11 protein-coding genes are annotated in these 14,270 nt (G+C 53.3%); all 11 read right to left on the minus strand.

The window, feature by feature from the left end; genetic code table 11:
* Nucleotides 1-37 precede the first annotated feature (37 nt).
* On the minus strand, nt 38-922 hold the full coding sequence (locus KDM89_RS04140) for a DMT family transporter (RefSeq protein ID WP_212686690.1): 885 nt from the start codon (nt 920-922) through the stop codon (nt 38-40).
* Nucleotides 923-947: 25 nt separating this feature from the next.
* Nucleotides 948-1,154, minus strand: a complete 207-nt coding sequence (locus KDM89_RS04145) for a hypothetical protein (RefSeq protein ID WP_212686691.1) — start codon at nt 1,152-1,154, stop codon at nt 948-950.
* Between the two features lie 165 nt (nt 1,155-1,319).
* Entirely contained in the window at nt 1,320-3,131 is a 1,812-nt protein-coding gene (locus KDM89_RS04150; protein WP_212686692.1) for a DUF4153 domain-containing protein, read from the minus strand.
* Nucleotides 3,132-3,537: 406 nt separating this feature from the next.
* Complete coding sequence (gene typA, locus KDM89_RS04155; RefSeq protein ID WP_212686693.1) at nt 3,538-5,379, minus strand: translational GTPase TypA; 1,842 nt, start codon at nt 5,377-5,379, stop codon at nt 3,538-3,540.
* A gap of 111 nt (nt 5,380-5,490) precedes the next feature.
* Nucleotides 5,491-6,426, minus strand: a complete 936-nt coding sequence (gene truB / locus KDM89_RS04160) for a tRNA pseudouridine(55) synthase TruB (protein WP_212686694.1) — start codon at nt 6,424-6,426, stop codon at nt 5,491-5,493.
* A 43-nt stretch (nt 6,427-6,469) separates the two neighbouring features.
* Nucleotides 6,470-6,865 carry a 30S ribosome-binding factor RbfA gene (rbfA, locus tag KDM89_RS04165; protein WP_212686695.1) on the minus strand — a complete coding sequence of 132 codons (396 nt, stop codon included), beginning with the start codon at nt 6,863-6,865 and terminating at the stop codon, nt 6,470-6,472.
* A gap of 57 nt (nt 6,866-6,922) precedes the next feature.
* Nucleotides 6,923-9,775: a translation initiation factor IF-2 gene (gene infB / locus KDM89_RS04170; protein WP_212686696.1), complete on the minus strand. Its 2,853-nt coding sequence runs from the start codon at nt 9,773-9,775 to the stop codon at nt 6,923-6,925.
* 46 nt (nt 9,776-9,821) lie between these two features.
* Entirely contained in the window at nt 9,822-11,381 is a 1,560-nt protein-coding gene (gene nusA, locus KDM89_RS04175; protein WP_212686697.1) for a transcription termination factor NusA, read from the minus strand.
* Complete coding sequence (rimP, locus tag KDM89_RS04180) at nt 11,378-11,863, minus strand: ribosome maturation factor RimP (protein ID WP_212686698.1); 486 nt, start codon at nt 11,861-11,863, stop codon at nt 11,378-11,380. Before rimP ends, nusA begins: the two co-directional genes overlap by 4 nt.
* 207 nt (nt 11,864-12,070) lie before the next feature.
* The gene (locus KDM89_RS04185) at nt 12,071-13,567 is read right to left on the minus strand and encodes a pseudouridine synthase (protein WP_230427679.1); all 1,497 of its coding nucleotides are present in this window, start codon (nt 13,565-13,567) and stop codon (nt 12,071-12,073) included.
* A complete protein-coding gene (scpB, locus tag KDM89_RS04190; protein WP_438947495.1) occupies nt 13,557-14,264 on the minus strand; it encodes an SMC-Scp complex subunit ScpB in 708 nt (235 codons plus the stop codon). Before scpB ends, KDM89_RS04185 begins: the two co-directional genes overlap by 11 nt.
* Nucleotides 14,265-14,270 lie beyond the last annotated feature (6 nt).

Genomic DNA, 14,270 nt, shown 5'->3' on the forward strand with positions numbered 1-14,270 from the left:
GGAAAATTGGGGTAAATAACCCGCTATTTTACTGCGATTAAGCCCGTTTCTGTTGCCATGTCCGGATTTCATTGCCGATTAAAGCAGCTAACACCAGTGCGCCGCCGGTCAGTGTCGCAGTGGCAGGCACTTCCCCTGCACCCAGCCATGCCCACAATGGCGCCAGCAAGACTTCCAGCAAGGCCAGCAAGGCGACTTCATGCGCTTTCAGGTGTGCAGACGCTTTCACCATCAGCGAGCACGGTAAGCCTAGCTGAAAGAAACCCAGCGCGCCGAGGATCAGCACATCCTGCACCGATGCATGAAACGGCATCGACAAAGGCAGCATCGCCAGCGCCGAGAACGTGCCACCGAGAAATACAGCCGGAATCAGATCCACCGTATGTGAACGGCGTTTCAGCAGAATCATATTCACCGACGACGCCAGCGGAATACCGAGTGCCACCAGCATACCGAGCACACCACGGCTGTCAGTGACCGATAAGTTACCGGCAAACATCCAGCCCATACCACAACCGGCCAGCGCAATCGCAATCCAGGTCGCGAACGGGATTTTTTCTTTCAGCACCAGCCAGGACAGCAGCGCCGTGAATAAAGGCGCCAGACTTTCCATCACCGAGGTATTGGCGACCGTGGTCAGCGTCAGCGCCGTCATAAAGCAACTGTACATGGTGGCCCACATCAGGCCGGATACCACGCCTGTGCTGCCCATTAGTTTCAGACGGCTGACGAAACCGCGCCCGTACTGATGCAGCATCAGCCCGGCGACAAAGATCGCGGCAAACAGACTGCGCCAGAACACGATTTCAAATCCGGCCGCACTTTGCAAATGGCGGCTGGCGACACCTGCGGTACTCCACAGGGTGGCGGCAGCAATCATCAGCAATATGGCTTTACGGCGGGCATTCTGGGCGGCGGGCATGCGTTCTCCTGATTCAATACGGTCTTCAGCGCGGCGTTTGCGCAATTCCGCCAGATGGTTCGTGGCTAACTAAGGCAGCAGCAGACTTTCCGGCTTGCAATTCATAAAAACTGAATATATCAGGCACTTTATCAGGATGACATCGTGGATGTCCGCAGAAACAGTGGATTTCAGCCTTGAAATTTTTTGAATGCAGATTGCATTTGCTGGCTGTTTTGCGGATTTTTTTCATCTAACTGCAGCTGCGACTGATACCACACCAGATATTTCACAGGATCACCTGATCATCAGACACAAAAAACGCGGCAACATCGTGAAGATGTGCCGCGTTGGTGCGCTGCTGTCAGCGGTTTAGCAGTCAGTCATCAGAACAGCAAATACCCGACTGCGCTGCCACTCACGACTTGCAATGCTGTCTGACAACAGGATCAGGACGGATCATTAAACGCATACGACCCACTTCCAGCATATCCCAGCCAGTCACCGCTTTTGCCTGTCCGGCACGCAGGGCTTCGTTCAGCTTATCGCAGTCGTCCGCTTCCACATCCACATGGGCCTGCCGCTTCCAGACGCCGGGCTGTATTTCTGCATACAGATTGCCGCCATAGTTGCGGTTGCGATCCAGTACCAGCACTTCCGGCTTGCCATCGCGATTCATATCCTGCAGCACCGCATCGCAGGCGTGGGTTTTCGCGATCAGGCATTCGGTATCTTTCTGCGTCAGCCAGCCATTATCTTTCTGATCGGGCTGGCGCAAAAATCCCTCCGGCAGCACTGCACCTGTTGGCCAGACTTCATACGGACGCACAACCTGCACCGGCTCTTCTGCATACGATTTATACGTCAGCGCCAGCACAAACGCGGCTTTCTCGCGAATCTGTTTTGACTCAGGCAAGGCAGTTTCCAGCTTCAGTTGTTCCAGCGCTTCACGTCCGTAACGACCGCCTTCAAAGCGCAGATAACGGTAATCAAACTTGTCTGCCGTCACTTTGCCGTCACGCAGACGCGCCACCTGATCCGCCACCGAAATACGCGCCGGGTCCAGCAAAGGCGAAAACAAGGCCAGCACCGCAGCCAGTTGCACATACGCCATCACCACATTGGCACCCGCTATCTTACTCAGCAAACCATCCGCAGCGATTGCCGCACGCACATAGGCCAGACCGTAAGCCAGCGCGATCAGCGCACACACCACGGCGATCAGGCGATCGCTGCTCCAGCCATATTGCGTGATCCGCAATTGCAGCGCACGCAAGGCCAGCGAGGCCAGTACCGGCAATAAGAAACAGGCCAGGCGCGCACACCAGCGCAGTATCTTCGGCGCTGTCGCCAGTGCAGCACCATCCTGAAACGCGGTATTGATCAGCACCACCAGTACAACGCAGGAACCGAGCAACAAACCGCTTGCATGGCGTGTCGCCCACAGTAAATCCACGCCTTTGTACAACAGCGACACCAGAAATCCGGCCAGCACAATGGTTGCCAGCGGCAACAGCCACGACAACAATACCAGCAGCAAATTGCGGATGCCGCGCACAATTGCCGGACGCATATCGGTCAGATGCAGCGCAAACCCGAACGCCAGCACGATCACCGGTATATTGAACCATTCACGTTTGAGTAATTGCGCCAGAAAATCCAGCTTCAGCATATCGAACAAGCCAGCCCCCAAAGCCAGCAACGCAAACAGTGCGCCGACAAACAAGGCTGAGAATTTCAGCTGCACCAGCAACTTCCACGACAAATCAAAATACTGCGGATATTGCGCGACGCCCTGACGTTTTTGCGCATACGCCAGCTTCAGCGATTGCGCGACATACAGGCACAGGAAACTGAAGGTGAACAGTAAGGGAGACGGATACAGCGCCTTATCGCTGTGGCGCCCCGGATATTCCGCCGAACCCCATTCATTATTCAGGCCATTGCGCCGGAACCAGTCATGCAAAGTCAGTCCGGTCAGCACCAGCGCCAGAAAACCCAGCCAGCGCAACAGCTTCGCAGTCGACATCTGCCCCAGCGAAGAAATCGCGATCACCGGCAAACCCAGACCGCACAACAGTAAAGGGAAAAACAGTTCCGGCTGCGTCGCCGGCCATAACTTTTGCGTTCCCGCCCGGTACAAAAAATACAGCAGCACCGCCTGCACCGCCGCAATCGCAATACGCACCCAGCCGGTACGCGGATTCAAGCCTGAGATTTCCTGATCCATAAGATCCTGCATAAAGATTGAAAAGGAATGCCGCAATTCGCCATTTTTATGACAAGAGCAACATTGGCAAACCGGCATGCTAACTCAGATTTGCTTTTATGCAATCAGAATCCGAGGTAAAAAACCGATAAAAGATTCAGGAACATTATGCAGAAATCGTCATCAGACAATTTCGGAGAGCCGGACTTTTCGCCGATGACAGGCGGGTTGCTGTGCGAAAGTCCGCATTTCAGCACTTTTTAGCGCTGTTTTGCACTGACTCGCACTGTTACACGGAAAAACAGGCTGATGACTAAAAGACGGCCACACGGCCTTTCCGCCGATGTGTGAAGAAATCCTTCCGACATCGCAGCAATAAAAAAACCGCAGACTAAGCTGCGGTTTTTTATTCGGGCACTAAAGCAGATTACACTTCAGATTCGCGCTGAGCGCGTTTGCGTTCGTGTTCTTTCAGGAAACGTTTACGCAGACGGATGCTCTTCGGTGTGACTTCTACCAGTTCGTCATCTTCGATGAACTCAACCGCGTATTCCAGGCTCAGCTGGATCGGTGGTACCAGACGGACTGCTTCGTCGGTGCCGGAAGCACGAACGTTAGTCAGCTGTTTACCTTTAACCGGATTCACAACCAAATCGTTTTCACGGGAGTGAATACCGATGATCATGCCTTCGTACACTGGGTCATTGTGGCTGACGAACATACGGCCGCGATCCTGCAGTTTCCAGATGGCGTACGCAACTGCTGCGCCGTCTTCCTGAGAAATCAGCACGCCGTTACGACGGCCAGCCAGTTCACCTTTGGTGTTGTCGACTGGCGCGTAATCGTCAAATACGTGGCTCATCAGACCAGTACCACGGGTCAGGGTCATGAATTCGCCCTGGAAGCCGATCAGACCACGTGCTGGAATACGGTATTCCAGACGTACACGGCCTTTACCATCCGGTTCCATGTTTTGCAGATCACCGCGACGGCGACCCAGTTCTTCCATGACGCCACCCTGATGGGATTCTTCTACGTCAACAGTCAGATTTTCGTATGGCTCGTGACGTACGCCGTCTACCATTTTGAACACAACGCGCGGACGGGAAACTGCCAGCTCGAAGCCTTCACGACGCATGTTTTCGATCAGAATAGTCAGATGCAACTCACCGCGACCGGAAACTTCGTAGCAAGAGTCATCGTTTTCCATTTGTTTGACGCGCAGCGCCATATTGGATTTCAGTTCGCGTTCCAGACGGTCACGGATCTGACGTGTGGTCACGAACTTACCTTCGCGGCCAGCCAGTGGCGAGCTGTTAACCATGAAGTTCATGGTCAGGGTTGGCTCGTCAATTTTCAGCATCGGCAGCGGTTCGATGCAATCCGGTGCGCAGATAGTGGAACCAATACCGATTTCTTCGATACCGTTGATCAGAACGATGTCACCGGCTTGTGCTTCGTCAACCAGCACGCGGTCCAGACCTTTGAATGTCAGCACCTGATTGATACGGGCTTTGGTTGGCTTGTCTTCCGGGCCATTCATCCAGACCACGTCTTGCAGACCACGGATACGGCCACGCAGGATACGGCCAACGCCGATTTTACCAACGTAGGTGGAGTATTCCATGGAAGTGATTTGCAGTTGCAGAGGACCGTCCGGGTCATCTTCACGCGCAGGAACGTGCTTCAGGATCGCGTCAAACAGCGGCTCCATGTTACCTTCGCGCACGGTGTCTTCCAGACCTGCATAGCCTTTGAAACCGGATGCGTAAACGATAGGGAAGTCCAGCTGTTCATCGCTTGCACCGAGTTTGTCGAACAGTTCGAAAGTCGCGTTCACTGCTTTTTGCGGATCAGCGTTTTCACGGTCAATTTTGTTGACCACAACGATAGGTTTCAGACCCAGCGCCAGCGCTTTACGGGTCACGAAACGGGTCTGTGGCATCGGGCCTTCCTGCGCATCAACCAGCAGCAGAACGGAGTCAACCATGGACAAAACGCGCTCAACTTCACCACCGAAGTCCGCATGGCCTGGGGTATCCACGATATTGATGTGGGTACCTTTGTATTCAACGGCACAGTTTTTGGACAGAATGGTAATACCGCGTTCTTTTTCGATGTCGTTCGAGTCCATGACTCGGGAATCGACTTGCTGGTTGTCACGGAAAGTACCGGACTGGCGCAGCAGCTGGTCAACCAGGGTAGTTTTACCGTGGTCAACGTGAGCGATAATTGCGATGTTGCGAATAGCGCGTTTAGGAGTAGACATGTTGATTCAGTTCAAGGTGAAATCGGATAACCCAAAATTATACCATGCTGCGCAGCAGCACCAGGAAGCATTATTTCAGGTTAGCGCGACAATTCAATGACAAAAAGTACTTCAGGTGTGTTCAGTGCGGATTAAACGTTCCGGTGCGAGAATACCGCCCGTCTGCAATTGCGCCGAGCCGAGCAGACTGCCATCCGACTGGCGATACACGCGGACGCGGCCGGTATCTGCCGGGAGTTCCACAGTTTCTTTCGCCAGCGCCAGACGCTGCCCTTGCAGCAGGCGTGCTGCCAGCACATCCGTCAGTTGCACTGCCGGAAAATTCGACAGTAAAGCATCGACAGGATCAAGCAAGCCGGCGCGCTCTGTCTCAGGCATCGCATCCAGCATATCCAGCGTAATCGATTTACTCAGCACCAGCGAACCGACGCCGGTACGACGCAGGGCATTCAGATGCGCGCCGCAACCGAGCGCGTGCCCAATGTCTTCGCCAAGCACACGGATATACGTGCCTTTACTGCAGCAAACGCGCAGACGCAGAAACGGCGCTTCGTAACCGAGAAATTCCAGACTATGGATCACGACATTGCGCGCTTCACGCTCCAGCGTGATACCGGCACGTGCATACTCGTACAATGGTTTGCCATCACGCTTTAAGGCGGAATACATAGGCGGCACTTGCGCAATCGGGCCGGTAAACTGCGGCAACACGGCAAGAATATCGGCTTCAGACACAGTCAGTTCGCGTTGTTCCAGTACCTCGCCTTCGGTATCACCAGTGGTCGTGGTGACACCCAGATGCACGGTGGTTTCGTAGGTTTTATCAGCTTCCAGCAAATCGTGTGAAAACTTGGTGGCTTCGCCAAAGCACAGCGGCAGCAAGCCGGTAGCAAACGGGTCCAGCGTACCGGTATGACCGGCTTTTTGCGCATTCAGCAAACGCTTGGCGCGGATCAGCGCATCGTTACTCGACCAGCCTACCGGCTTATCCAGCAATAACACGCCGTGCACGGGCACTCGCACCCGTTTGACATTTGGTTTATTCATACAAAAACAAACGGGGCCTGAGCCCCGCGCTGATTATCTGTGATTACTGGTTTTGCTCATCGTCATCGAGGGCGCGGGTGGAATTGGCTTCGTCAATCAGTTTTGACATCGCCATCCCGCGTATCGTGGATGTGTCATGCACAAAGTGCAGTTGCGGCAGTGTGTGGATACGCAAACGCAGGCCCAGTTGTGCGCGCAGGAAACCGGCAGCCTTACTGAGGCCCTGCAGGGTTGCTTTCACGCCTTCAGGATCATCGGTCAGCGTCGTGAAATACACTTTTGCATGCGCATAATCCGGCGTCAGCTGCACCTCGGTCAGCGTGATCATGCCGACGCGGGGGTCTTTTAGTTCAGACCAGATAATTTCTGCTAAATCTTTCTGGATCTGGTCTGCCACACGCAAACCGCGACCCGGAATACTTTTACTATGTTTTGCCATAAATTCTATTCAGCTTAAAACAAGAACCCCGGATCAGGTCCGGGGTCTTGAGATTTCTTACAGGGTACGGGCAATTTCCTGTACTTCGAAGATTTCCAGCATGTCGCCGACCTGGATCTCGTTGTAGCCTTTCAGTGACAGGCCACACTCCATACCGGCTTTGACTTCCTTCGCATCGTCTTTGTAACGTTTCAGGGAATCCAGTTCACCAGTCCATGTCACCACGTTGTTGCGCAGCAGACGAACGGACGATGTACGTTTCACCATACCATCAACCACCAGACAGCCCGCAATCGCACCGACTTTGCTGACCATGAAGACCTGACGGATTTCAACCATACCGATAACCTGCTCACGTTTTTCAGGAGCCAGCATACCGGACAACGCTGCCTTCACATCATCGACTGCGTCGTAAATGATGTTGTAGTAACGGATGTCGATGCCGTTGGTTTCAGCCAGCTTACGTGCCGATGCGTCAGCACGGGTGTTGAAGCCGATAATAACTGCTTTGGAAGCCACCGCCAGATTGACGTCGGATTCGGAAATACCACCGACCGCTGCATGCACAACCTGTACACGCACTTCGTTTGTGGACAGTTTGACCAGCGATTGCACCAGTGCTTCCTGAGAACCCTGTACGTCGGTCTTGATAATGACAGGCAGATTTTTGAGTTCGCCGTCGCCAAGACCTTCGAACATGTTTTCCAGTTTTGCAGCCTGCTGTTTCGCCAGTTTCACGTCACGGAATTTACCCTGACGGAACAGCGCGATTTCGCGGGCTTTGCGCTCGTCAGCCAGAACCATGACTTCTTCACCGGCTGGCGGCACTTCTGTCAGACCCTGAATTTCAACCGGAATAGACGGACCGGCCTCAGAAATGCTGCTACCGGTTTCGTCCATCATCGCACGGACACGACCGTAGGAAGTACCTGCCAGAACGATGTCACCGCGACGCAGTGTACCGGACTGTACCAGCACGGTTGCCACAGTACCGCGACCTTTATCCAGACGCGCCTCAACAACCAGACCTTTCGCCGGTGCATCTTTCGGCGCTTTCAGTTCCAGAACTTCTGCCTGCAGCAGAACGTTTTCCAGCAAATCGTCGATACCCTGACCGGTTTTCGCGGATACAGGGATAAACGGCGCATCGCCACCGTATTCTTCAGGAACAACGCTTTCAGCAACCAGTTCCTGCGTTACGCGATCAGGATTTGCCGCTGGTTTATCGATCTTATTGATCGCCACAACAATCGGCACACCCGCTGCTTTCGCATGGGAAATCGCTTCTTTGGTTTGCGGCATCACACCGTCGTCAGCTGCAACAACCAGAATAACGATATCGGTCGCTTTCGCACCACGCGCACGCATTGCCGTAAAGGCTTCATGGCCCGGTGTATCAAGGAAAGTGATCATACCGCGTGGTGTTTCTACGTGATATGCACCAATGTGCTGAGTAATACCACCAGCTTCACCGGAAGCCACTTTTGCACGACGGATGTAATCCAGCAGAGAAGTTTTACCGTGATCAACGTGACCCATCACCGTTACAACCGGTGCACGCGGCAATTCTTCAAATTCAGTTTGTACACCATCATCCGTCAGCAGCGCTTCAGGATCATCCAGTTTCGCGGCAAACGCCTTGTGACCCATTTCTTCCACCAGGATCATTGCAGTTTCCTGATCCAGAACCTGGTTGATCGTGCACATCTGACCCAGCTTCATGAGCTGCTTAATCACTTCTGCCGCTTTCACGGACATTTTGTGCGCCAGTTCGGCGACTGTCAGGGTTTCAGGTACGTGAACTTCTTTGATGATCGCTTCAGTCGGCATCTGGAAGTTAGTTTCACGCTGATCTTCATGGTGATGGCGGCGGTTTTTAGGACCTTTCCAGCCATCGCGACCACCGGAAGCATCGCCACGGGTTTTCAGACCACCGGAGCGTTTCTTCGCATCATCACTCCAGCTACCGTTCTGACCACCTTTACCGCCCTTGCGATCTGTGGATGCCGGTTTTTTGTCATCTTTTTTGTCTGTCGTTGCCGCAGGAGCCGCTGCTGCCGGTTTTTTATCCGCAGCAGGTTTTTTGTCAGCTGGCTTATGCAGTGTACCTTCGACTTTCGTCGGCGCTGCAGGCGCTGGTGCAGGTGCCGGAGCAGGCTTAGGACGGCGCATATTGGCCATCATTTCTTTAATCTGCGCAACCTCATCGGCAACCGCTTTGCGTGCTTTCTCAGCAGCTTCAGAACGCTTTGCAGCATCAGCAGCTTCTTGCTTACGACGTGCTTCGGCAGCTTCCGCTTCCTGGCGTTTGCGCACTTCTTCAGCAGCTGCGCGCTCTTCCGCACTCTTTGACGCCGCAGCAGCAGCCGCAGCCTCAGCAGCTGCACGCTCAGCCTTCGCACGCTCTTCGTCACGACGCTTCGCTTCTGCCTCAGCGGCTTCGCGCTCAGCACGTTCCTGCGCTTCACGTTCAGCTTCCAGTTTCGCTAAGTGCTCTTCTTTTTCACGCAATTCAGCTTCCTGACGTGCGATCAGCTCTGCTTCACGGCGGGCTTCTTCTTCATGACGAGCTTGCTCTGCCGGATCTGCAGCCGGACGGGAAACTTCATCTTCACGCTTTACAAAAGTACGCTTCTTGCGCACCTCGACCTGAATGGTACGAGATTTGCCCGTCGCATCCGCCTGTTTGATTTCAGACGTTTCTCTGCGGGTTACCGTAATCTTTTTCTTTTCCTCATTGGCAGTGCCATGAGAACGACGCAGGTGTTCCAGCAGTCGGTCTTTATCTTCTTTCGTCAACGCGTCATCCGTCGAATTTTTATTGACGCCTGCCGCACGCAATTGCGTGAGCAGCAGTTCCGCTGACATTTTCAGCTCGGTGGCAAATTGGGCAACGTTGTTACTCGCCATTCAGTCCTCTTTTCCTATGTGCGCTTTATGAATATGAAACCCGTGATTACTTAGCCTCTACGAGTTTCCAGGCAGTCGCCAGCAGCGCTTTTGCCTGATCATCATATTTAGCGTCGATGAGTTTCATCTCATCATCGGTCACATCTTCAAATGCATTTTTAATCAACTGGCGTGAACGGTCGGCAGACAATGCCAGAATCGCGCCAAATTCGTCGTATGCCAGAGCAGCAAATGCTTCCAGCGTTTTAATTCCGGACAGACCCAGTTTACCGGCGGTATTACGTGTCATACCTTCCAGGTTGATCAGGTTGTCCTCCATGCCTTCCAGACCTTCTTCTGACGCAATTGCTTCAGTCAGCAATGCATCACGGGCGCGGTTACGCAGCTCGTTGACGGTATCTTCGTCAAATGCTTCGATTTCCAGCATTTCGCTCAGCGGAACATATGCCACCTCTTCCAGACTGGAGAAGCCTTCTTCGACCAGAATGTCTGCCACTTCCTGATCCACATCCAGTTTTTCCATAAACAGGGTGCGGATACCGGCTGTTTCTTCAGCCAGCTTGTTTGCAGATTCTTCTGCAGTCATGATGTTGATCTGCCATCCGGTCAGATCAGCAGCCAGACGTACATTCTGACCTGCGCGACCAATTGCAATAGCGAGGTTTTCCTCATCCACTACAACGTCCATGCCGTGTTTTTCTTCATCAACCATGATAGAAGAAACTGCAGCCGGAGCCAGTGCACCGATCACGAACTGCGCAGGATCTTCAGACCACAGAACGATATCCACACGCTCACCGCCAAGTTCAGACGTCACTGCCTGAACGCGGGAGCCGCGCATACCAACGCAGGTACCGATAGGATCAATACGTTTATCTGCTGTGTACACAGCAATCTTTGCACGTACACCCGGATCACGGGCAGCGGATTTAATGATCAGGGAACCCTGTTCGATTTCCGGCACTTCCAGCTCAAACAATTTCATGATGAACTCAGGCGCAGTGCGGGACAGAATCACTTGCGGACCACGGGCATTGCGGTCAATACGCAGAATGTAGGCACGAACACGGTCACCAACACGCAGATTTTCTTTCGGAATCATCTGATCACGTGGCAGGCGCGCTTCTACTTTACCGGACTCAACGATCGCATCACCGCGTTCCATACGTTTGATTGTGCCAGTCACCAGCGAGTCGCCACGTGCCAGGAAGTCAGCCAGAATCTGTTCGCGCTCAGCATCGCGGATACGCTGCAATACAACCTGTTTGGTATCTTGCGCAAAACGGCGACCGAAATCGACAGACTCGATCTCTTCTTCAATGTAGTCACCAACCTGAATTTCAGGATCATCTTCCACTGCTTCGAAATGCAGAATTTCCTGATCCGGCAATTGCAGACCAGCCTCATCCGGCACCACATGCCAGCGGCGGTAAGAACGGAATTCACCGGTATCACGGTCGATTTCAACACGAATGTCCACTTCGCCCGGGAAACGTTTTTTTGTCGCTTGCGCTAAAGCATGTTCTAACGCGCCGAAAACAACTTCCTCATCGACGTTCTTTTCACGCGCGAGCACATCCACCAATAACAACAAATCACGACTCATGCTTTGCGACTCCTAAAATCCACTTGCGGCACCAGGCGTGCCTTATCCACATCAGCGAGCGTAAACTCCAGCATCGCCGACCCGTCTGTTACTTCAAATTCCAGCTTCAGGTTTTCGCCTTCCGGTTCATGCAAAATGCCCTCAAAGGTTTTGCGGTTAGGCGTACCAGGCATAGGCATGCGCAGCTTTACGCTTGCACGGCATCCTGCGAAACGGACGAAATCGTGCAGCTTTTTCAGAGGACGATCCAATCCCGGAGAGGAAATTTCCAGCCGTTCATAATTGACGTTCTCCACCATCAGCACATGCGACAGCTGATGACTGACTTTCTCGCAGTCTTCAACGGCAATACCGCCTCTGTCATAATCTGCCGGCAACAGGTCGATATATACCCTGAACAGACCACGTTCAGCCTGTTCAAAATCAACCAGCTCGTATCCTGTGCCGTTGACGGTTTTTTCAATTAAATCCAGCAAAACCAAACTATTCTCCGATCAGTGAACGCCCGCATAAAGTGCTTCCGTACTGCGAAAGCGGGAAACCAAAAAAAAATGGGCAACTGCCCATCTTTTTAGTAGCACCCGATTAACTTCATCAAGGCAAATCTGCTAACTACAAGATTATAAACGATTACCCACCCCGTCGCAATCAAAAAACACGGGGCAGGCAAGGGCAAAACAGGCAGAAAATCAGCCGTTACGCGAGCGGCGGCGAGCAGCAATTGCCTGCCCGATTGCCTGCCCACTTCCGCGCTGCGTCGGACCACGGCGCGGCGCAACATCCTGGAATCCAAGCGCTGTCTGCAACGGATCCGGCTGACGAGGGCGCTTCTTACCGCCCTGCTGATCTCCGCCACGTTTTGACCCTGCTGTACGCGCACCCGCCAACTCACCACGCGAAGTCATCGGATACGATGGCTGCTTGCTTGCAAACGGATCTGCATTACGGTTCGAAATACGTGGCTTTTGCTCTTTACGCGGCTGCGCCTTATCCTGACCGGATTTCTCCATACCAATCAGTTTCAGCAAGGATTTCACACTATCGTCCGACAACTCTTCCCAACGACCGCGCTTCAGTGAAGGCGGCAGAGTCAAAACACCATAACGAGTGCGAATCAAGCGTGAAACAGTCAGGCCAACCGCCTCAAACATGCGACGAACCTCACGGTTACGACCCTCACCAATAATGACGCGATGCCATTTATTCACACCCTCACCACCACCATCGGTAATACGCGAAAACTGCGCAACACCATCTTCCAACTCAACACCAGCCAACAAAGCCTGACGCATACCCTCTTCCAACTCACCCAGCGTACGCACCGCATATTCGCGATCAATACCGTAACGCGGATGCATCAGGCGGTTCGCCAGATCACCGGAATTCGTGAACAACAACAAACCTTCAGTATTGAAGTCCAGACGACCAACTGCCAGCCATTTACCAACTTTCATTTGCGGCAAACTGGAAAACACCGAAGGACGCCCCTCAGGATCATTCATACTGACAATCTCACCAGCCGGCTTGTGGTACATCAGCACACGCGGAGGACGCTTGGTCACCTTACGCTGCAAAGGCTTACCGTTGATGCGCACCTGATCAGTAGGCAGAATACGCTGACCGATATGTGCAGGCTCACCATTCACCGATACACGGCCGGCAACAATCAGCTCTTCCATATCGCGGCGAGAACCCAGGCCCGCCTCAGCCAGCACCTTATGCAACTTAGGAGCATCATCATCGGATGTCAAATCACGACGCGAACGTTGCGCACCGCGTCCATTACCACGACCACCCTTATCGTCCTGCTGAGCATCAAAATTATCAGATGTCACCCAGGAAAACACATCTTCATCAACAGCAGACTTTTCAGCGCGCGGCTTACGACCTTTCGCCGCCGGTTTTGCGTCAGCAGGCTGACGACCGCGACCACGCGGAGCGCGCTCATTGCGCTCACCTGCCTCCGCAGGCTTCGACTCACGTCGCTGACGCGGCGCTTTCGGATGCTCTGTTTTTTCAGATTTCTCGGCCCTTACAGACTCACCGCCAGACTGCTCACCCTGGACACCATCCTGACGAGGGCGCGCACGGCGCAGATTACGCGGACCACGCAAAGCACGCTTAGGCTTTGCACTATCGGAGCCACCACCGGCTTCCTGTTCATTTTTTACTTCATCAGAGTTCATTGGACTCACTATTTGATTCCATGTCGGGCGCCACATCTGCAGCCAGCCCGGTTTGCCATTCAGGATCAGAAGCTGCCGCATCTACCCCGGATGGCAACGCCACCCCGTCACCGGGCTTCTGTTCTGTACCATTTTCAGCTGCAGATTCTTGCTGCAACTGACCGGATACAGCAGGTTCTGCCTGCTGCGCTCCGAATTCAAGGGAACCGGACTGATCATCCTGTTCCAGTATTTTTTCTTTTGAGATTTGCTGCAAAGGCGGCAGCTGATCCAGAGAATTTAAACCAAGATCACTTAAAAATTGCCGCGTTGTTGCAAACAATGCAGGTCGCCCAGGCACATCGCGGTGACCTATCGTCTCGATCCAGCCGCGGTCTTCCAGCGATTTAATCATTTGCGAAGAAACAGTCACTCCGCGAATTTCCTCAATATCCCCGCGGGTCACAGGCTGACGGTAAGCAATAATTGCCAGCGTCTCCAGTGTAGCGCGCGAGTAGCGCGGCGGCTTTTCCGGATTCAGCCTGTCGATATAAGCCCGCATTTCCGGCCGACTCTGAAAACGCCAGCCGGTCGCCAGTGAAACCAGCTCAATACCCTTATCCGACCAGTCAGAACGAATCTGCTCAAGCATGGTTTTAATGGTATCCGCACCAACCACGTCAGACTGATCATCTGTTTCAAGAAACAATTTTTTCATTGACTG

This window comes from Cognatundibacterium luofuense (genome assembly GCF_018139685.1).
In the GTDB taxonomy this organism is placed as follows: Bacteria; Pseudomonadota; Gammaproteobacteria; order Burkholderiales; family Burkholderiaceae_D; genus Undibacterium; species Undibacterium luofuense.